Origin of the sequence: Pseudomonas putida, assembly GCF_002906855.1 — a bacterium.
GTDB classification, from domain to species: domain Bacteria; phylum Pseudomonadota; class Gammaproteobacteria; order Pseudomonadales; family Pseudomonadaceae; genus Aquipseudomonas; species Aquipseudomonas putida_N.
On record NZ_MINI01000028.1, the window covers coordinates 2,483,134 to 2,503,129 of the forward strand.

General features: G+C 56.3%; 23 protein-coding genes. 13 read left to right on the plus strand and 10 right to left on the minus strand.

Features of this window, described 5'->3' with window-relative positions; genetic code table 11:
* Positions 1–147: 147 nt before the first annotated feature.
* Positions 148–465, plus strand: a complete 318-nt coding sequence (locus BGP85_RS11975) for a hypothetical protein (protein ID WP_103447343.1) — start codon at positions 148–150, stop codon at positions 463–465.
* Between the two features lie 415 nt (positions 466–880).
* On the opposite strand, the gene BGP85_RS11980 is transcribed toward BGP85_RS11975, so the two are convergent.
* On the minus strand, positions 881–1,099 hold the full coding sequence (locus BGP85_RS11980; RefSeq protein ID WP_103447344.1) for a hypothetical protein: 219 nt from the start codon (positions 1,097–1,099) through the stop codon (positions 881–883).
* Between the two features lie 340 nt (positions 1,100–1,439).
* Positions 1,440–1,910 (minus strand): hypothetical protein, encoded by a 471-nt coding sequence (locus BGP85_RS11985; RefSeq protein WP_103447345.1) that lies wholly within the window; start codon positions 1,908–1,910, stop codon positions 1,440–1,442.
* 478 nt (positions 1,911–2,388) lie between these two features.
* Between BGP85_RS11985 and BGP85_RS11990 the strand changes: the two genes are divergently transcribed.
* Positions 2,389–3,672, plus strand: a complete 1,284-nt coding sequence (locus tag BGP85_RS11990; protein WP_103447346.1) for a hypothetical protein — start codon at positions 2,389–2,391, stop codon at positions 3,670–3,672.
* A gap of 248 nt (positions 3,673–3,920) precedes the next feature.
* Here the strand turns inward: BGP85_RS11990 and BGP85_RS11995 are convergent, their stop codons facing one another.
* On the minus strand, positions 3,921–4,115 hold the full coding sequence (locus BGP85_RS11995) for a hypothetical protein (protein ID WP_103447347.1): 195 nt from the start codon (positions 4,113–4,115) through the stop codon (positions 3,921–3,923).
* Positions 4,116–5,099: 984 nt separating this feature from the next.
* On the opposite strand from BGP85_RS11995, the gene BGP85_RS12000 reads away from it, so the two are divergent.
* Complete coding sequence (locus tag BGP85_RS12000) at positions 5,100–5,342, plus strand: hypothetical protein (protein WP_103447348.1); 243 nt, start codon at positions 5,100–5,102, stop codon at positions 5,340–5,342.
* Between the two features lie 61 nt (positions 5,343–5,403).
* Complete coding sequence (locus BGP85_RS12005) at positions 5,404–5,793, plus strand: H-NS histone (protein ID WP_103447349.1); 390 nt, start codon at positions 5,404–5,406, stop codon at positions 5,791–5,793.
* A gap of 66 nt (positions 5,794–5,859) precedes the next feature.
* On the opposite strand, the gene BGP85_RS28700 is transcribed toward BGP85_RS12005, so the two are convergent.
* A complete protein-coding gene (locus BGP85_RS28700; RefSeq protein ID WP_146048979.1) occupies positions 5,860–6,987 on the minus strand; it encodes a hypothetical protein in 1,128 nt (375 codons plus the stop codon).
* A gap of 424 nt (positions 6,988–7,411) precedes the next feature.
* Here BGP85_RS28700 and rfaD point away from each other — a divergent pair, with 424 nt between their 5' ends.
* A complete protein-coding gene (rfaD, locus tag BGP85_RS12010; protein WP_103447350.1) occupies positions 7,412–8,443 on the plus strand; it encodes an ADP-glyceromanno-heptose 6-epimerase in 1,032 nt (343 codons plus the stop codon).
* 491 nt (positions 8,444–8,934) lie between these two features.
* On the opposite strand, the gene BGP85_RS12020 is transcribed toward rfaD, so the two are convergent.
* A complete protein-coding gene (locus BGP85_RS12020) occupies positions 8,935–9,648 on the minus strand; it encodes a DUF72 domain-containing protein (protein ID WP_103447352.1) in 714 nt (237 codons plus the stop codon).
* A 195-nt stretch (positions 9,649–9,843) separates the two neighbouring features.
* Here BGP85_RS12020 and BGP85_RS12025 point away from each other — a divergent pair, with 195 nt between their 5' ends.
* The 3 genes from BGP85_RS12025 (at position 9,844) to BGP85_RS12035 (ending at position 13,336) form a co-directional block, all read left to right on the plus strand.
* Complete coding sequence (locus tag BGP85_RS12025; RefSeq protein WP_103447353.1) at positions 9,844–10,968, plus strand: mechanosensitive ion channel family protein; 1,125 nt, start codon at positions 9,844–9,846, stop codon at positions 10,966–10,968.
* A 169-nt stretch (positions 10,969–11,137) separates the two neighbouring features.
* Positions 11,138–11,428, plus strand: a complete 291-nt coding sequence (locus tag BGP85_RS12030; RefSeq protein WP_258035858.1) for a hypothetical protein — start codon at positions 11,138–11,140, stop codon at positions 11,426–11,428.
* A 120-nt stretch (positions 11,429–11,548) separates the two neighbouring features.
* Positions 11,549–13,336: a thiamine pyrophosphate-requiring protein gene (locus tag BGP85_RS12035; RefSeq protein WP_103447355.1), complete on the plus strand. Its 1,788-nt coding sequence runs from the start codon at positions 11,549–11,551 to the stop codon at positions 13,334–13,336.
* Between the two features lie 137 nt (positions 13,337–13,473).
* Here BGP85_RS12035 and BGP85_RS12040 read toward each other — a convergent pair whose 3' ends face one another.
* The gene (locus BGP85_RS12040) at positions 13,474–14,817 is read right to left on the minus strand and encodes a cation:proton antiporter (RefSeq protein WP_103447356.1); all 1,344 of its coding nucleotides are present in this window, start codon (positions 14,815–14,817) and stop codon (positions 13,474–13,476) included.
* Positions 14,818–14,984: 167 nt separating this feature from the next.
* Here BGP85_RS12040 and BGP85_RS12045 point away from each other — a divergent pair, with 167 nt between their 5' ends.
* Positions 14,985–15,401 (plus strand): low affinity iron permease family protein, encoded by a 417-nt coding sequence (locus BGP85_RS12045; RefSeq protein WP_103447357.1) that lies wholly within the window; start codon positions 14,985–14,987, stop codon positions 15,399–15,401.
* Between the two features lie 244 nt (positions 15,402–15,645).
* Here the strand turns inward: BGP85_RS12045 and BGP85_RS28900 are convergent, their stop codons facing one another.
* The 3 genes from BGP85_RS28900 to BGP85_RS12055 all read right to left on the minus strand — a co-directional run bounded on the left by BGP85_RS28900 (position 15,646) and on the right by BGP85_RS12055 (position 16,975).
* A complete protein-coding gene (locus BGP85_RS28900) occupies positions 15,646–15,804 on the minus strand; it encodes a hypothetical protein (protein WP_181004489.1) in 159 nt (52 codons plus the stop codon).
* 37 nt (positions 15,805–15,841) lie between these two features.
* Entirely contained in the window at positions 15,842–16,135 is a 294-nt protein-coding gene (locus tag BGP85_RS12050) for a DUF6555 family protein (RefSeq protein ID WP_103447358.1), read from the minus strand.
* A gap of 315 nt (positions 16,136–16,450) precedes the next feature.
* Complete coding sequence (locus BGP85_RS12055) at positions 16,451–16,975, minus strand: hypothetical protein (protein ID WP_103447359.1); 525 nt, start codon at positions 16,973–16,975, stop codon at positions 16,451–16,453.
* Positions 16,976–17,171: 196 nt separating this feature from the next.
* Here BGP85_RS12055 and BGP85_RS12060 point away from each other — a divergent pair, with 196 nt between their 5' ends.
* The 4 genes from BGP85_RS12060 (at position 17,172) to BGP85_RS12075 (ending at position 19,748) form a co-directional block, all read left to right on the plus strand.
* Positions 17,172–18,029 (plus strand): SDR family oxidoreductase, encoded by an 858-nt coding sequence (locus BGP85_RS12060; protein ID WP_103447360.1) that lies wholly within the window; start codon positions 17,172–17,174, stop codon positions 18,027–18,029.
* A 225-nt stretch (positions 18,030–18,254) separates the two neighbouring features.
* Positions 18,255–18,758 (plus strand): CinA family protein, encoded by a 504-nt coding sequence (locus tag BGP85_RS12065; RefSeq protein WP_103447361.1) that lies wholly within the window; start codon positions 18,255–18,257, stop codon positions 18,756–18,758.
* Positions 18,759–18,770: 12 nt separating this feature from the next.
* On the plus strand, positions 18,771–19,277 hold the full coding sequence (locus BGP85_RS12070) for a hypothetical protein (protein WP_181004490.1): 507 nt from the start codon (positions 18,771–18,773) through the stop codon (positions 19,275–19,277).
* A gap of 9 nt (positions 19,278–19,286) precedes the next feature.
* Complete coding sequence (locus BGP85_RS12075) at positions 19,287–19,748, plus strand: DUF421 domain-containing protein (RefSeq protein WP_103447363.1); 462 nt, start codon at positions 19,287–19,289, stop codon at positions 19,746–19,748.
* Here the strand turns inward: BGP85_RS12075 and BGP85_RS28905 are convergent.
* Complete coding sequence (locus tag BGP85_RS28905; protein WP_181004491.1) at positions 19,727–19,867, minus strand: hypothetical protein; 141 nt, start codon at positions 19,865–19,867, stop codon at positions 19,727–19,729. The genes BGP85_RS12075 and BGP85_RS28905 overlap by 22 nt on opposite strands.
* Positions 19,868–19,996 lie beyond the last annotated feature (129 nt).

Here is a 19,996-nt window from a genome sequence, read left to right on the forward strand (position 1 = left end):
AATGCCAGCGGAGTACAAATGTACTCTTAGCGGATGCAGCAGACTCATTGCTGCTCCTCGGCTGGCCTTTCTGCATGGAAGAAAGCCTTTTGCTGCTTCTGGCGCGCATCGGCTGCCAGGAAGGTAACAGCTCACGAGATTTGCGCCATGCATCCAACAACACCAGACGGTCGCTACTTCGTAGTTAAAGGTCAGCTCTGGCGCTGCAGCAATTCCGCGCTGTCTGATGAGGAGCGTCAGCACCTGGTGCATGATCTGATGGAAGCACGGCGAGCCGTGAAGGAAGCCAAAGCACTGGATGACGAAGACAAGCTGCATGCCGCTCGAGCAGCGGTGAATGTGGCGAAAGTGGCGCTAGGGGAGAGGGGCCCGGTATGGTGGGATGACGGTAGCCCGGATTACAACCGCCACAAGGCAATTAACACGCCCTATGCTGAGTGGTACCGCTCTTTGCCCGAGCCATAGCGATCGTATGCGGGGAGCTGATTTAAGGCGTCGTGGCACACAGGCACTAAGGTGGCGCTTGCCGAAGCACCATCTTCCTTTCTGCACCGAGTTCAAGGTGCCCATCAGCGGAGACGATTGCGTCTGCCCTAGGCGTTGACCCGTTTCTTGGTGACGGTCTACCCGGCAGCGAACCGGAACCTGTTGCTCAGAGAAATTATCGCTAGGAGATAATTATTGCTGAGCCATAATTTCAAATAATTTCCCGGCCTCCTGATCGGCCCTCCTGCTTTTGGCTGGTGATCCGATCAGATAGGGACTGAAGCAATCCAATGTGGTGGCGTCATAGCCGGCGTTCAGCCGAATTCTCGAATGGCGTGCTGCAGCTGCATCCTTACGTCTCAGCCCTGCATCGATTGTTCGGGCGGGAGCCCGCCTAAGGCTTTACGCTCGCCGCTACTAGTTCCGCTATGCCTTCGCGCACGGCATCGATGTTGTCGTCCAGGGTGGCAAGGGCTCCATTGACGTTGCCCACAACCGTTGCAGCTCCTCGGTCATCAACCCATTTGGCTAGCTCTTCGACGGCGGCGCGTAAGGCATCCTGGTTATGGCTGAGGCGTTCAAGGACTTCAGCGGCTGTCCGTAGCTCTTTCATGAATGGTGTGTCCTGGTGAGGTTGGCAGCAGACCTTGTATCACGATTTCGCTCAGTGAGTAGTTAGCGGAGCGAGCGTCAGCATCTAGTGCTCAATCTGATGAATGCACAGCGAGCCGTGAAAGAGGCGTAGGCAGCCAGCGATGCAGATCGGTTGCGGACTACTCGCGCGGCGTTGCGTGACACAAAGGTGACCTGAGGAGAGCGGAGCAGCGTGTGATGGGGTGATGCCAGTCCAGACTTTGATCACCACCAGGTAGTGAATGGTACCGCTCATTAGCCATTCAAGATGAACAGCTTCGGCCGAAACCGGGCTGATGAGCCCGGTCGGGTTCAAGTTTTTACGCCGGTAGGGCTGGCTTTCCAGCAGAAGGAGGAACAAGCCCGAGCTCTGCCAGCGCCTTGAGTCCGTTAGCGTCTACCACTTGAGTGATATCCGAGGTTTTCCAACCGGCTATCTCGTTTTTGAAGATCTCCGCCGAGCGGAATGGCAGTGTGGAAACAGCCTCAAGCATGCCAACGCAGCGGTTTTGGTAACGGTCGAAGTCATCTACCTGCAGAAAATAACAGCCGCTGTAAGATGAGAAAACGAGCTTAGCTGAAGTGCGAAGACGCAGCTGCTCCCTTAGAAGTTCGAGGGCGAATCCTGTGCCGCGCACAGCTTCAACGGCAATGATCAAGCGATTCGGGCACAGAGGCAGCTCATGAGTTGCTCCGTCCTGAGGAGCATGCGACGAGTGACGCTCACCAGTATCAGCGACGCCCACCTGAGGTATGCTTGATCCAGACTCATCGACCTGATTGTTTTCCATGTTTCTTCATATCCTGAGTTTGGTAGGTGGCAATCGCTCACAAGTGATCAGGGTATACGTGACTCCACTCGCTGACAACGAAGGGACGTGGGGGTGCGCATGAGACTTCGATCAGCTTTAAGCGGGACTTCTAGCCAGGCAGAGGTCACGGCACACGCCGGAGGCTCGGTTCACGACAGCCGGCTCCGAAAGGGCACAGTCCCGCTTAAAGAAGCCGTGGGTGAGATGGGCCCTCAGCTCCTTCCGGGTAGCAGCGGACAGGTGCCTGGCCGGCATCCGGATCGAAGAAGCGTTTTCATCCATACTCCCTCATCACCGTGATCGAGACGCTTTGACCCATCGGCTCCTAGCGCTCTGCCGTCGCTAGAAGGTTTTCCTGCGGCTGGAGCTCAGTCACTAGAGCAGCAAGCGAAAAGCGGCTACTGTTCGCTGCGCTTCGCAATGCACCTCGTCTGATCGCTCTCGAAATGGATAACGAATGAACATTAACAAGCTGTTGATCTGCGAGACCTGTACCGCAGAAATTCACTGCCGCATTGGCATGTCCAACCGAGCCATCCAGCCACTCTCGTTTCTCTGTCCTGAATGCGGCACCGCAATAGGTCTCGTCATCGGGGGGCATCAAGGACTAGAACTGACGAACGCGTCTGAGGCGGAAGTGGATCACGAGCGAGCCATTGCCGGTGAGTATCTCTTCCAAGACTTGCATCTCGACTTCCCTATCTGGAGCGAGGGCTACGTATTAGGCAACACGCCGTTCCTGACTGCCATGACGATGGTAGATCGTGACAAGCTCATGATCCACGGCACCCACGCTGGCGCGGTGTTCAGGGATCGCCTGGATGTGCTTAACCACTACGGGAGTCGGTTCGAGGAAGTAAAACAGCTGCTGAAATTGTATCCGCGGACAAACAAGGATCTGTTCCGCCGTAGGGCATCAGAATTCCTCGACCGGGCGCAGAATCCTTCTCTTAAGCAGGAAGACCTCAACTTGCTGCTCTACTCAGTGCTATCCAGAGTCACGGCAGCCTTTTTGGAAGAGGAGACAGTAGAGGAGCTCGTGCAGCGCTACCCTGAGATCCTCATGGGGCTTGCTCAAAATGATTGGGATGCATACATCGCCTTCCACAACGAAATTCGAGACTCAGGATTTCTGCACAGCCTGCAGAAGGATTGCCTGAGCCTGTATGGCAAAATCTTTGAGCTTGAGCTTTATATCCGCCCAGCCATTTTTCTGGACTTCTGTACGGGTAAGGAACACCTGAAGACCTCGGCAAAAATCTCGCGCCTGGGCTTCGAGAACTGCAAGGACACCTACAAGGATTTGGCTGAAGTGTTCGCTCGGCAGCTTTCCTTGGTAGCCGGTATCAACAACCTGATGCACCGAGGTGGCCATAATGCGTTTCTGGCAAAGGACGGTGGTGCCTTGTCGAGTCTTGCCAAATTCACGGACAAGAACCTTTCGGAAAAACTTAAATACCTGGACGACTGCTGGTACAAGATCGACTCGAGCGTACTCAACGCCGGCGTACGCAATGCAATCGCCCATTACTCGTTTGAGTACGACGAAACCACCCAGATCATCACATGCTATCCCAAAAAGGAAGGTCTCAAGCGTGAGGACGGTGTCGAGCTCTCATTCCTTGCCTTCATGCGGATGATTCTTGTGCTATTCCGAGAGATGCATTATTTGCATCACCTCATCAAGTCCATCTACTACTTCGAGCACCTCATCATCTCAAAAAAACAGACTCAGACTTGAAAAAGAGGTGGGCGATAGGTGGGAATCACCAGGCTGCCGATCCAATCGCCCGCCCAGCACTCTCTTGGATAAACCTCTCTAGTGAAGATCACGGAGAGGATGCGATCACATACGTTGTAATGCTGCAAGCAGGTGCTAGAGGTTTGTTTAGGAATAGAAATTGGGTGAGTACGCTGAGCCACCGCCATGTACTTGGTTCGCTGGCTAGCTATGACTGGCTTGTTGGGCCAAACCGGCATTCAGGATGATTATCGATCGTAGGTGTTGCCACCAGTGCTGATCTTGTAGATGGTCTCGGAGTAGGGGAGGCGCGCAATGATGGTGGTAGCTTCCACTACACGTACCATCGTCATGCCACGGCAAAGCAGGTTCACACAGCCCTGAATACAGACGCACATCGCATCAGCGCTATCAATGAAATTCGTTTTGTTGAGTCGGAGCATGACGACTGTCCTTCCCTCAGGTACCGCTCCAATTGGGGGTACAGCGAAAATCGTAATCTGGGTCTACACGACCAAGCAGAGTACCAAGTGCAAACGAACGGCTGACATGACTCGTTGACTTCACTCAAGCGGGCCGAAACCCGGACGTTTCCATGGAGGACGGATTCTCGATGAGGTAACCTGCGCGCTAAAATATTCGGCTAGTAATGACATGCGAAAAGTTGGCAGCTTACGGAGTGTCAGCTGTACAAACGCACTTTATTGACAGTAGCGCTTAAAGGAGGACATGAATAGGACGCGTCAAGGTTCTGATTTCACAAGGAACGGTGTTTTGTGAAAAGCGGCCTGAGGTTAGCGGAAATGGACAGGATTTTGATCAAGGTGAAACGGCCTGCGCAGACTTGATCGCAAGCGGAGCGCACAGGCCTGCGACCGGAAGGCGTGAGGCTGGAAGCCCGAAGGGCCGATCCACCAGGGTACTTGGTGGCTTGGCTCACGACAGCCGTCCCCGAGCGGGGCACACAAAAGAATCGCTCCCAACTCGCCTGCAGCGTGAATATCGATTGGCAAGAATTGACAATGCTCAGAGACACCTGCGGTTTGGCGCTGTATTCAGAAAAAGAACTGCCGCCTTGCATTTTGGTCGGGTTTAGAACCGATGCTCTCGAAAATTGACGATCCGAGAGGTTCCGAAAAACTCTTCACGCCCCCAAAACTGCTCGTTTGTAGATTTCACCTGTATTGACAAAATTTCACCGTATCAGCCCTAGGCTTCCAGCGCCAATAGGAAAGACTCATTGGTAAGTCGACAACAATCCACATTAGCATATGCTCCTAAATAGCGGATTTTCGTCGACAAGACACACTAGACTTACCTTACCGGCACCCACCCCAAGAGACATCGGCGATCAATGAAGACTCTCGTGAACTGGGCTTTGCGCTACAATCTAAGATGAGTGTTGGCCGCTGGACAGGGTGATTACCATGACTAGACCCCACATCATGGTCGAAATTAAGAGGGCAGAGCGGCGTCTTGCTCAAGTCATCAATGAGATCGAACAACTGAAAGCTATGCCCGAATATGAGCGTGATCTCAGATTCTACGAGGAGCTGACCACACTTATGAAAGAATTTGGGTACGAGCCAAAAGAGGTGATTGAGATGCTTCACGCCCGTGGATCAATTGGTGATGTACGCGTCTCGGCGGACTTAACGATGCAAAAATAAAACGTCTAAATTGACCTAAACAATTTTAAATTTAGCACGGGCAAGAATGTAGGATTGAGCGATGACCAAATTGTCAAAGATATTCAAAGCCAACCAAAGAGTTGACATGGGATGTGAGGCGGTTACGCGACCCATCCATGATGACGAGGTCGTTCGATCCATCAGCTTCTTGCATAAGCTAGACACCCTTGCGGCTAACTACGATTACACCGTGAAAGAGATTGTCATGCTTCTTGACGCTGACGAGTTCACGACTGAGACAGCCGCGGGCGCGAATGCAAAAGCAGACGCTCCAGTTCACGTTGCGCGTACCAGCCGTAAGCTTCAACCAAAACGCTATCAGAGCCCTTATACCGGTGAAATTTTGGAGACGGCTAGTGCAAAACACAAAACCCTGAAAACTTGGCAGAGCATCTACGGTGTCGCCGAGGTAGAGACCTGGCGTATCTGAGTTTTTGACAGAGTGAATTAACGACAAGGGTAGGGGAGATGCCAATGCCAATCTTCAGATGCCTCTTTACCGATGCCTACATGGAGGCTGCAGTCCCGACCGACGCATCATGCGGTAGCTAAGATCACCAATTTGCGCAGCAATTTTTTGAATCTCTATATCGCAACACTCTCGCGCTGCACTTGATGCAGCACGTCGAAAACGATAGAGATGACGCAAGATGGTATCCGCGTGGTATCCATCACCACCTTCGGGCTTCGGAAACAGCGGTATCGTAGGAAGTTCAGAAATAGGATCGACCCCGATCGACCTCAAGTGCCCATCGAATATTGGGGTGAACGCCATAGGCATGCAAAATGAATTGCCAGTGCCCAACGCTGTATCTGGCGAAAATAGCCATTGGCCATTATTGCTTCGAGTAAACTGGGCAAGAGAGCTTGAACTTTGGTATGTACCGATGACAGTTGCAGGTGGGAAATCAGTCCACCGAGCGAAGCTCATCAGCACCCCAATCTCCAGAGCCTTATCGGACTGTCGGCCATCCTCAAGTGCAAATTTGAATAGCCAGTCCATTTGATGGTCTGTGAAAGTCGGTAGTCCATGATTTTTAGGCAGTTTTGGAGGCGCATGCATTCTTCTACTGACGGGATTCGGCCGAGCACTCATTGTCATTGAATGATAAAAACCAAAGAACTCCCTTGCGCAGTTGATTCTGCGATTGTGAGACGTGGCTACGATTTTTTCCACGCCTCCGGTATCACACACCTTACGCTTGAACGGGCGCCACTCTTGATTAATTGGCCAATCGTAAAACGGAGTATGAGGTGCCTCAGCATACTTTTGATGTGGCGCAGAGCTCGTCCATGACTCGGGCGGTTGAGCGCAAAACATCGCGTATGAATCCACATGGCGCTCATCCCAGTCCAACAGTGAAATCCTTTGAGAGAAGCTCCAGAGCAGCATTGCTTCCAGCGATCGTGTCATAACCGAGTAAACTTGTTCGTCCATATGAACAAATCCACGCCAAGTAAGGTATTCATTGCAGTACCAGGCGCTCATAAACGGTTGCGCACGCGGATCAATGGCTTCCATGTGAACATTCACATACCGGTTTGCAGGAAAGGCCTGTGCGCTGTTAGGAAACCAATGCTTGTAGGGAGGAAAAATAGGAAACACGATGGGTGGGTGTTCCATAGCCGCCACCGTTAGATAAAATCAATAAGAGGATAAACACGTTGACGCTGTAAGGTTAGTCAGATTTTAAGAGCCGTCAAATCTGCAGAATACCGCCCGCAGTAGGTCGGTCATTGCTGAACACCTTGCTAGGATTCCTTGCAGATCCTGGCGCTAACCGATTGATTCGATGACGGTCGGTGATTCGTGAACGGGAAGGTCGGCGAATGGTGAAAGGTTGCACTGCGAGTCGAGCGGGTGTACCTAACTAATACGTCATTTAACATAATATGCATTATGCGCACATTCGCATTTGCCATCTGGTACTAGGTCAGGCAGATTCAAAGACAGCCTAAGGCCATCGTCCACCCTTTGACCCAGGTTAAGAAAACTCCCGATGACCTGAGCGAAAATACAAGCTCCGTACCCTCACGGGGATTCTGACATGACCATCATCGTAACCGGCGCCGCAGGATTCATCGGTAGCAACCTCATCCAGGCGCTCAACCAACGCAACGAATCCGAGATCATCGCTGTCGACGATCTCACCGATGGCGACAAATTCCGCAACCTGGCCGACAGCGACATCGCCGACTACTTGGACAAGGACGACTTCCTCGAGCGTTTCAGTCGTGGCCAGTTCGGCAAGGTCCGTGCAGTCCTGCACCAAGGCGCATGCTCAAGTACCATCGAAACCGACGGTAGATTCATGATGGACAACAACTACCGGTTCAGTCGGCAATTGCTGGAGTCTGCGCAGCTACAACGGATCCCGCTGCTATATGCCTCGTCGGCTGCAGTCTACGGTGCGGGCCAGGACTTTCGTGAACAGCGCACGTGCGAGCGCCCGCTGAACGTTTATGGCTACTCCAAATTCCTTTTCGATCAACAGGTTCGCCGGCAACTACCGGTCGCACGCAGCCAGATCGTCGGTTTGCGTTATTTCAATGTCTACGGGCCCCACGAACAGCACAAAGGTGCCATGGCGTCAGTGGCTTTGCACTGCTTCAACCAGTATCAGGCCCTCGGCAAAGTCAGCCTGTTTGGCAGCTATGGCGATTACCCCAGCGGTGGTCACCTGCGTGATTTCGTCTCGGTGGACGATGTGGTCAAGGTCAATCTTTTCTTCCTCGATCACCCGCATCTGAGCGGCCTGTTCAATGTCGGCAGTGGCCGTGCCCAGACGTTCAACGATGTCGCACTGACAGTGATCAATCGGCTGCGCGAGCAGCAAGGTCAGCCATCCCTATCACTGGAAATGGCCTTGCTTGAAGGTTGTCTGGAATATGGCAATTTCCCTGATCATTTACGGGGAAAGTACCAGTGTTACACTTGTGCGGACCTGGGGCACTTGCGATCTGCTGGCTACACAGCGAAAACACTGACTGTCGAGCAAGGCGTTTCGCATTATTGCGACTGGTTGCAGAGTGGCGTGCGCCCGCCCCTTGCTCTTGCCAAACCATCAGCAGCCGCTTGATGCCTGCTCCTGTTTGCATATAACTACACTAAATGACTATTTAGTTGAGTTACATTCCTCTGAGTGCTGGGGCTGACAATTTAGCTACTGCGTCACCTGAAGATGGCACCCAATTGTTTCCTTCAGGTAAACCATGGCAGCGGCAATAACCCTGTCTTGATCCTCACTGCGGCTGGAAGCGGAAATGCCCGGTTGCACGATTAGCACTTCAGCCTCGATAAACTTGAATCGGCTTTCTCTGAGGATCTCGTTCAACCTAGCCGACCTTCCCTGAAAGAACCGCGTAGGACGCTCTGCGGATCTGAGCCGCTCCTCGCGCCCCAATTTGCAATGAATGAGCGATAGCCTGATCAACGGATCTTCCACATTTATGCGAACAAGGTCGGCAGCTTCGCACGCGATGTATACCTGGGCGGCACGCCACTGAATCGAGTCTACCCTGCCCTCTCCCGGAATGCTCTGTCCTCCACGTCGATGCAGCAGCCGGCAGATCAGCGCAGGTATCGCTCGAGTGCAAGCGCATTACCCGGTGCTGCACCGGAGGCGGTGTTGTCGAAGATGCACCAGGTTGCCGCACCTGCGGCGTGGCTGCGCTGCAGCCGCTCAGCCAACTGTTGCAGGTACTCTTGCGAATACTCGCTATGGTAGATCCGCGGCTCGCCGTGCAGGCGCCAGTAGACCAATCCAGGCCAGCCAGCGGGTTGTGCATCGGCAGCGAAGCGTGAAGGGCTTGCCGCTACCTGGGCAATACGCAAGTCGATGAGCATCGACTGCGCCCCTAGCCAACTGGCGTGCCTGGGCTCGACCGCCACCGGCCCGGCATGGCGTTGGCGCAGGAGTTCAAAAAAACGCCGGTCGCGGCTGGCATCATGGGCTAGCAATGGCGGCAGCTGTACGAGCAGGCAGCCCAGGCGGTCACCCAATTGCTGGCATTGGCCAAGAAACACATCTAGCGCAACCTCACAGCCTTCCAGGCGCAGTTCATGGGTGATTATCTTGGGCAGCTTGACGGCGAAACGGAAATACTCCGGTACCGAGCAAGCCCAGCGGGCATAGGTGGTAGGCAGATGCGGCCGGTAGAACGAGGTGTTGATCTCCACGGCACCAAGCCGCGCGGCATAGCGCTGCAATTGGCTGCCCGCCTGCACGAACTCATCGGCGTACTGGCGGGACAAGCTCCAGCCCGCGCACCCCAGGTGGATCATCATGGCACTCCATAGCACGCCGTTGCCGCAATGGAGTCGCCAGAGCCGGTCGTCGTTCCATTTGTCGCTATGCATCATGTACTACGTGCACTACAACATGCTCGGTTTGTGAAATCGGATCGACCTATGGCGCCCATGGGAGATCCCATGAAAAGGACCTTCAAACAATCCAGGCACCCGGGAGGCGCGCTGCTCATGAATGACCGCATCATAACCCTGTTCACCGACACCACCCTGTTGGGCATTTCCATCCTCAATCTGCTGCTAGCCCTGGCTGTGGCCATCGGAACCTTCCTGGTCTCTCGCGCCGCCATCAGCTTCCTGCTGCACCGCGTCCGTCGCTGGTCTGAACACGACGGTGTGCTCAGCCACGTGCTGGCCAAGGTGCTGGCTGGCACCAGCAATCTCCTGCTATTGCTCGCCTCCTTGCTGGTAGGCCTGAGCATGCTCGACCTGCCGGAGCGTTGGCTGACGCGGGTCAGTAGCCTGTGGTTCGTGGTCGCCGCCCTGCAAATCGGGCTGTGGGCCAACCGCGCCATCGGCCTGGGCCTGAACCGCTACTTTGCCCGCCACCGCACCGACGGCCTGAACCAGGGCAGCGCGCTGGCCACCCTGGCGGCGTGGGGAGCGCGGGTACTGCTGTGGTCGGTGGTGGTGCTGGCAATGCTGTCCAACCTGGGCGTCAATATCACCGCTTTCGTCGCCAGTCTGGGTGTCGGCGGTATCGCCGTGGCGCTGGCCGTGCAGAACATCCTTGGCGACCTGTTCGCCTCGCTGTCGATCGCCGTGGATAAACCGTTCGAGGTGGGCGACTTCATCGTCATCGGCCCACTGGCAGGCAGCGTCGAACATGTGGGTTTGAAAACCACGCGCATTCGCAGCCTGGGTGGCGAACAGATTGTCATGGCCAATGCCAGCATGATCAGCAGCACCATCCAGAACTACAAACGCCTGCAGGAACGACGCATCGTGTTTGAATTCGGTCTGTCCTACGACACGCCAACCGAGGCGGTGAAAAAAGCCCCGGCCATCGTTGAAGAGGCTATCAAGGCGCAGCAGCAGGTGCGTTTCGACCGTGCCCATTTGCGCGGTTTTGGCAAGGAGGCGCTGGAGTTCGAGTGCGTGTACATCGTCAAGGACCCTGGCTACAACCTGTACATGGATATTCAGCAGGCCATCAACTTCCACCTGCTCGAGCGCTTTTCCAAGGTGGGCGCCAAGTTCGCCGTTCCGGTGCGGGCGATCAAGGTCACCGCGTTGCCGCAAGAGGCCAAGCTCTCGACACCAGGTCGAGAAGGCCTGGGCATCAGGGGCGCCTGAACGGTCGGCCCGTCCGTCGCCCGTATTGCACGGACCGCTCCTCCCTCTGGCCGAACACTAGGCAAACACCGAAAAAAGGAGATTCATCATGAAGACAGTGAAGCCTCATACATGGCTACTTGCGCTGTGCCTGGGTGCAAGCGCGCCCATCGTGCTGGCGGCCACCAACATGAACGATCAGCAGGCCCCTGGCACACCCACGCAAGACGATGGCCAGATGAACGGCGGCGCCAGCGGGTCTGGTACACCGGGTGATGGCATGGGTACCGGATCGGGCGGCACCGGTAGCAATGGCACCGACAACACCGGTGGGGATGGCACCAACAATGGCTCGGGCAGTGGCCACGGGATGGGCGGCTCGGGAAGTAGCGGCACGGGGACGGGCAGCGGTTCGGGTTCCGGTAGCGGAACTGGAGGTTCGGGCGGTGGTGGCACTGGAGGCGGTGGATCTGGGGGATGATGTCGGCTGACCCGCGTTAGAGGAAGTGAGGTCCCTGCGGGCTGACCACGTACAACCTGTTGAAACTTTCCCCTTCGCGGCCCAGTCCAGACCCTATCGATCACAGACAGGGAAAAGACGATGACAACCACAGTAGGCGACTTCCTGATCGAGCGTTTGTACCAGTGGGGCGTTCGACGCATCTTCGGTTACCCGGGGGATGGCATCAATGGCGTATTTGGTGCATTGGGCCGAGCAAACGGCAAGATTGAATTCATCCAGGCCCGCCATGAAGAGATGGCCGCGTTCATGGCCAGCGCTCACGCCAAGTTCACCGGCGAGCTTGGCGTGTGCATCGCCACTTCCGGCCCCGGCGCTTCCCACCTGCTGACCGGCCTCTACGATGCACGCATGGATCACCAACCGGTACTGGCCATCGTCGGCCAGCAAGCGCGTGCGGCGCTGGGCGGGCATTACCAGCAAGAACTGGACTTGTTGTCGATGTTCAAGGATGTGGCCGGTGCCTTCGTACAACAGGCCTCGACGCCGGAACAGGCGCGGCACCTGCTCGACCGCGCAGTGCGTACTGCCGTCGGTGAGCGCCGGGTTACCGCCATCATCCTGCCCAATGACTTACAGGACCTGCCCTATCAGGAGCCGGCAAGGGCACACGGCACGGTGCATTCGGGCATTGGCTACAGCAAGCCAAAGGTCGTGCCGTTCGACGCTGATCTGCAATGGGCGGCCGAGGTGCTCAATGCCGGGAAAAAAGTGGCGATTCTGGTCGGTGCCGGCGCCTTGCAGGCGACCGAGCAGGTCATCGCCGTGGCCGAAAAACTCGGTGCCGGCGTGGCCAAGGCGCTGCTGGGCAAGGCCGTGCTGCCTGACGATTTGCCCTGGGTCACCGGCACCATCGGCCTGCTCGGTACGGAACCGAGTTACCAATTGATGAACGAGTGCGACACCTTGCTGATGATCGGCTCCGGCTTCCCCTATGCCGAGTTCCTGCCCAAGGAAGGCCAGGCCCGTGGGGTGCAGATCGACCTGCAACCGGACATGCTCAGCCTGCGCTATCCAATGGAAGTCAACCTGGTCGGCGATGCCAGCGAAACCCTGCGCGCCCTGCTGCCGCTGCTTGAGCACAAAAGCGAGCGCCGCTGGCGCGACAAGGTCGAAAGCTGGCGCGCGCACTGGGACAAGACCCTGGAGAAACGCGCGCTGGTCAAAGCCGACCCGATCAACCCGCAGCGCGTGGTGCATGAGCTCTCCCCTCGCCTGCCCGACCAGGCCATCGTCACCAGCGACTCGGGTTCGTGCGCCAACTGGTTTGCCCGCGATTTGCAGATCCGCCAAGGCATGCAATGCTCGCTGTCCGGCGGACTGGCGAGCATGGGCGCGGCGGTGCCCTATGCCATCGCCGCCAAATTCGCTCACCCGCAGCGCAGCGTGGTGGCACTGGTGGGCGACGGCGCGATGCAGATGAACAACCTGGCCGAGCTGATCACCGTGGCCAAGTACTGGCGCCAGTGGGACAACCCGCAGTGGATCTGTGCGGTCTTCAACAACGAAGACCTCAACCAGGTAACCTGGGAACAACGCGTGATGGAAGGCGACCCTAAGTTCGAGGCTTCACAGTCGATCCCCGACGTGCCCTATCACTTGTTCGCCATTTCCATCGGTTTGCAGGGCATCTATGTGGAGCGGGAAGAAGACATTGCCGGCGCCTGGGAACGCGCGCTGGCGGCCGACAGACCGGTGTTGATCGAATTCAAGACCGACCCGGACGTGCCCCCCCTTCCCCCGCACATCAAGCTGGAACAGGCGAAGAAATTCGCCAGCACCTTGCTCAAGGGCGATCCGAATCAAGCCGGAGTCATCGTGCAGACCGCCAAGCAGGTCCTCAGCTCAGTACTGCCCGGCAAAAAATAGCGTTGGCTGAAGCCCGCGCGCAGGCTCGGGTTACACTAAGACCGCTGGCCTACGATGAATGTGCCAGGGCGAAGGATCGCCCTGGCATTTTTATGAGCGTGCGTTACTCACAAGCACTCCACCGAGGCAACTGGAGGTCACCGAGCGCTCCGTTTCCACGCCTCATAACGCGCAAGCAGCGGCTGCACGCTGAGCCCGTGCAGCAAAATGCTCAACGCCACAACTGACAGCACCAGATTGCTGACTTCCACTGCAAAGCCCGGCAACAGGCCGTGATTGATGGCATAAAACAGGTAGTAGAAGCTACCAATGCCTCGAATGCCGAACCACCCCAGCAGCCCACGCTGCCTCGCATCCAGCATTCCTCGGAACGGCATCAGCATGACGCTCAGAGGCCGAATCACCAGGAACAGCGCCCCGGCAATGATCAGAGCCCGCCAATCCCAATGGGCGACCAGCACAACGCCGAGCAAGGTGACCAGAAAGACCTCCAGCGCCCGTTCAACCAGGCTGCCAAATGCGAGCATGTCTCCCAGCATGATCCCGGCAGCCACCTGTGAATCCTCAAGCCCTTCCACATCCCCTTTTACGGCCAACTCTGGCGCCACGTGCTGGTGCCCCACCACAGGCTGCACCAAATGCTCCGCAGCCGGGGCATCCGGATTGGTAGAGGTCTGCACTTCAGCCTGGCGCAGGCCCAGGCCGGCAGCGAACACCGCCAGGAACCCATAGGCCTGGATCGACTCGGCGATCACGTAAGCGAGCGCGATCAGTGCCAGGGCCAGGTAGTCGTTGGGTGACACCGTACTGTCGTCGTTACGCAGGCGCAGGAACAGCGTGAGCTTGCCCAGACCGCGCCCCATCCAGTAGCCGCAAAGCAGACCAGCAGCCACGGCCCATAACATGTCTTTGAGTAGCCAATCGCCCAGCCACGGCGCCCCTGTGTTCTGCTGGAGGAACAACCCGAGCATGACGAATGGAAAAGCCACCCCATCGTTCAGCCCGGCCTCGCCAGACAAGCTGAAACGAACAGCATCGTCATCCTGGGCATCGACCACCTGTACCAGGGTCGCCAGGACTGGGTCAGTAGGCGCGAGAATAGCCCCGATCATTACCGAGATACCCCACCCCAAATTCAGGCCGTAGTGCGCCACCAGTGCTACGCCAGCGATGCAGATCACCATGACCGGCCCAGCCAAGTAGAAGGCCCCCCACCATCTGCGGTTACCCAAGGGCAGCCGCAACTTCAGGCCGCTGAAGAACAGCGAAAACAACACGGCGACTTCGGTCAGATGCTCCATCCAGCCGCTCGACTGGGCGACATCAAGCTGGAGGAAGCTCAGCCCGGGCGAGCCCAGCGCGATGCCTAGACCAAGGCATACCACCGAGGACGTAACAGGTATCCAACGCAAATAGGAAGATGAGAGCGCGAGTAGCAACAAGACTGCGCCCAGCATGGCGAACCAGACGATAAAGGTCATGTGCGTAGGGGCCTGCAAAATAGGTATCGACTGAAATTCGACGTTTCGTCACTTCACGTCGTTCCGCTGCGCTTATCCCGTCCGCCGGTCACGCTGAAGATATGTAAAAAATGATTTCAGCGCTTCGCTGTGGTCAGAGCTTCTAGACAGCGGTGGAGATGCAAAAAATGAAATTCGCACAATTTTGCCAATGGCTATCCAATCACGCGGGCAAGCCAAGCACTTTCCTGATCGCCGTGGTGTTGATCGCCATGTGGGCAGCCTCCGGGCCTTGGTTCCACTACAACGATACTTGGCAGCTCATCGTCAACACGTCCACCACCATCATCACGTTCCTCATGGTGTTCCTCATCCAGAACACCCAAAATCGTGATAACGACATCATCCATGTGAAGCTGGACGAGCTGATCAGGGCTACCAAATCGGCACACCAGTCGGTGCTCGATCTCGAAGCGCTTGATAATCAGCAAATTCATAAGCTACGCAAGGAATACCGAGCCATGGGCAACCAGTGCGAAGCCCATCCTGAAACGCCCGTCGAGCAGCTGGGAGAGGATGCGGCCCGTGACAATCAGCAGCGCTAGATCAGCTTAGGGCCAGATTGATCTAGCGAAGCTCTCAAGGGCGTCGAGGGCTGAAGGGCCTTACCGATAGCCTCTGCGAGCTCTTCGACAACCACGACTACCATCCTGACAGTGACACGCCCACGACGTCGAGCTTCATGAGCTTCTCCAGTCCATAGTGGATTCCGAGTTTTTCCTGGAGTGTCCAAGCCTTGCTGATCTAGTCGGGCTCAGGTGATAGTTGTCCATCACTTGCTCCTTCTGCTCAGAGAGATTGGCCATCGTCTTCAAAATCTTCCTCAGCCTCTACAGCATCCGCGGCATCAGCGTCATTCAAAGGCGGTGAGGTAGGTTTTTCCGGATCGTTGATGAAGGGCACACCACTTGGACCGTGCTCTTCAAGACCCTCGGTTTTTGGTTGCATAGCAAAGCCTCCAGTCAATTGGGTCAGTTGTAGGTTGCTAATCGCCCACACCCGTCCCGGAAAATTTTTCGACAGCGATAGGCGGCGCAATGAACTCCGGGCCATCGCCTGCCAATCGCCACTTCACGTTCGCGATTCCGTAGCGCTCGGCCATGGGCCGGCTGACCATCTTGATGTTCTGCTGACAGAATCTGGGAATGATCCCGACCCCTGCGTCGCAGCTTGCCCAATGCCAGGCAACGGAATTGTCCATTTTTTCCATACGAATGATGAATGTTCGGCGCTCCCCATGGAGCGTGTAATCGATTACGTACAGTTGCTGTCCAGCCACGTGAGTCTCTCCCTTTTACTCATGCGTCTGTGAGGGGAGATGGACGGGAAGAATTCAATTGAAAAGCCAAGCGGCAAAATACGACGTGAAATCAGCAAGCACGCTTGCGAGTGTTTGGCAAACTGCCCACTGGTCAGCCCTTCGGCACAGGCCTGATTTATCCAACCTCCCTCGCTATACGTGATGCGACGTTCGACAGTGCCCACCTGGATCTCTACGAATGAGCAGTTGATCAAGGCACTGGCTGGCTGACCCTTTTCTCTGCACATCGGCCCCCTTTCCAGGGGGGCCGTACTATCGACGGGTAAGGCGTCATCACGCCAATTGGATGTATACCGAATAGCTCCCCAGCAGCAGCCAAAACACCAGAAAGATCCACGGTGTGCGCAGCGAAAACAGCAGCGACTTTCGATGCCCAGCTCGGGAAGTCTCAGCCTCGCAGAACAGCGGCGATTCGTCGTAAGCCAAACCCATCATGGGCTCGCTCTGCAGCAAGTGACGTTGCTTTAGTTGCCAGTGGTCAATGATGTTGTACGCCGCCCGGATCCCAGGCCAAGCATTGAGCGAGCTCAGCACACCCAGCAAGGCGAGGAAAGCTGGCACGATCAGCGTAAACATTTCTCCCCATCCTTGGTTGAGATTGCCCATGGAAGACACGAACGCGATGACCAGAAAGGACTGGGCAGCCAGGTAGGCGTCGGTGCGATTGGCCAGAATGCTGGTTTCGTACTGAATTTCACGCCGGTAGAAATCCAGGCGTTCCTTGGGAGAACCGAACATCCTGGCATTGTGTTCGCTGATTTCATGCTCCGGAGTCGCGGGGGTAATGATTCGAGGCACTTGTTCCTCCTGCAATACGGCTCCCAGCGAGAAAGGCGCGAGGAGATCAGTTCGGTAGAGCAAACGATGCAACCTGAAATTCAATTCGCATTCGAGTAGGGCACCGCTCGTCGTGCCGGGTGCATATTCAATCCAACGCACAGGCATCCGATGCTTCGAAACGGTAAGAGCGTTCTCAACTGCAGGAGCTTCTACCATGCGAGATTTCCCTACTCCGCCCTTTCCGTCCCAGCCGCAAAGCGTTCCCGGTTCACAACGCAAGATGGAACCCTACCCAGACTGTGGTGAGCAGTCGTATACCGGCCACAATCGCCTTCAGGGCAAGATTGCGCTGATCACCGGTGCTGACAGTGGCATCGGGCGAGCCGTCGCCATCGCCTATGCCCGCGAGGGTGCTGACGTTGCCATCGCGTACTTGAATGAGCATGAAGACGCGCAGGAAACCGCGCGCTGGGTCGAAGCTGCAGGCCGACAATGCCTCCTGCTGCCCGGTGACCTGGCGCAGAAACAACACTGCCACGACATCGTCGAAAAGACCGTAAAACAGTTTGGACGCATCGACATCCTGGTCAACAACGCAGCCTTCCAGATGGCCCATGAGACTCTGGAAGAAATTGACGATGATGAATGGGTGAAAACCTTCGACACCAACATTACGGCCATCTTCAGGATCTGCAAGGCGGCCCTGCCTTCCATGCCAAAGGGCAGCTCGATCATCAATACGAGCTCGGTGAACTCCGACGATCCCTCTCCAAGCCTACTGGCATATGCAGCGACCAAGGGTGCCATTGCCAATTTCACAGCGGGTTTGGCTCAGTTACTAGGAAAGAAGGGAATCAGGGTCAATAGCGTTGCGCCCGGCCCCATTTGGACGCCTTTGATCCCGGCCACCATGCCCGACGACGCGGTTAAAAACTTCGGCTCCAGCTACCCCATGGGACGTCCAGGGCAGCCGGTGGAAGTCGCTCCAATCTATGTGTTGCTGGGCTCCGATGAGGCCAGTTACATCAGTGGTTCACGGTACGCTGTCACCGGCGGTAAACCGATCCTTTGACAAAAAAGAGGCTCGCCCATAAGGCGGGCCTCAGCCCTCACTCTCGATCGGCCCGGTGCCGCGCTTGATGCCACGGGATCACTCCTGGCCCTGTACACAAGGGAAGCCAAAGTGATGAGCAAAGTTCAGGCTAGGTTTACTGCATGGGACGGATGGACAAAATGCGCTGAACCAATCACCGCTCGATTGCGTCCACCGCACAAGAACAAGCGAGTCGATGCTCTAATGGCAAGCGAACCGGTAATGGCCGCCCTCAGTTATCTCAAAGACAACCAGTTGATCCTGGCGACTGCGGAGTCATGCACGGCAGGTTGCATGGTGGCTCTCTTGGCAACGGTGCCCGGTACCGGAGAGGTGCTGGAAAGTGGCTATGTGGTCTACTCTCCCAGCGCCAAGAAGCGCTTGCTTGGAGTCAGCGCCGATACCATCGAACGTTACGGCCTGACCAGCGAGGCAGTAGCGTGGGAAATGGCCCTGGGAGCGTTGAGAGACAGTAATGCCAATGTCGTGATCGCTACCACTGGCGTAGCTGGGCCCGCCCCCGAGTCTGGTGTACCGCCAGGCACAATGTGCTTTGCCTGGGCTTTTGCCGGAGAGCCAGTAGCCGTCTTTACCCGTACCCAACGGTTCTTCGGTGAGCGGGCTGATGTCATGCGCCAAGGGGCGTTGTTCGGGCTAACTCGGCTTGCCCACTACCACCAACGCTGGCTTCGTGGCGAGCGCGCCTGAGGGCAAGTGATCATGCTGGAAGACGAATGGGCGTCCAGGCGCAATCCTGTTCAAGAAGACATGTCTATGCAGCAACGCGTCTGGCGCTTCGAGCGCGTTGGCTGGTATCTGCTGGTCGTTGTCGTCCTGCTCGCCTTGGCAGGGCTGTTTGGCAACGGCCCGCTCAGTGATGCTGAGGTGCTAAGCCAGGATGGTCGAGTCAAAGTCGAGTATCAGCGCCTCAGTCGCAGTGGCACGACCGACAACCTCTACATAACGGTTCAAGGAGAGCCCGGTCAGCCGGTCAAGGTAGAGCTTGAGGGCTCTCTACTGCGCGCAGCCAGTATCGAGACGATGCAGCCGGAACCGCAACTTTCGATGTCGCATGGCGCTGCCTTGTTGCTGCAACTGGGTACCAGCAAAGACGGCGTGGCCACCTTGTACCTGACGCTTCGAAGTGATCACGTGGGTACCTTGGAGGGTGTCGTCAGGACAGGCCCTCAAAGCGCAGTTCACTTTTCCACATTCCTCTACCCATAGGAACACGTCATGGAATCGATACTCCGCGCAGCCGGGATGTACGTGGCCCTCATGCTGCTGTTCCGCGTAGCCGGACGCCGCTCACTGGCTGACCTGACCACCTTCGACTTTGTCTTGTTGCTGATCATTGGGGAGGCGACTCAGCAAGCACTGCTGGGTGAAGATTTTTCGTTCACCAACGCCATGCTGGTGATTGCTACACTGATCGTCCTCGACGTAGGGCTGTCGTTGGCAAAGCTCAACTCCAAGCCCTTGGCGCGGCTTCTGGATGGGCACGCTACCTTGGTCGTGGAGAACGGGCAATTTCTGCATCACCGAATGCGCCGAGCGCGCCTCACGGAAGACGACATTCTCGAGTCGGCAAGGAACAGCCAAGGTATTGAAAACATCCAGCAGGTCAAATTTGCCATCGTCGAGCGCAATGGCAAGGTCTCGATCATTCCCGCCGATCAGAGCATCAATATCGCCTGACCATGATCAATGCTGGGAACGGGCATCACATCGCGCCGGGACACAAGCCATTCCCGCATCCGCTCGGTATCAAAAATCTGACCCTCTTCCATCATGAGCAGAATGAGCGACTTGGACATCCGGTAGCAACCGCATAGAGAGCAGCTTCGCTCTTCCCATCCGCTGGTACACTCGACGGACTCAGCGTGTCCGGCGCAGATCAAACAACTCATACAAGCCCCCTGTTGTTCTTGTTCAGTCGAGGGTGG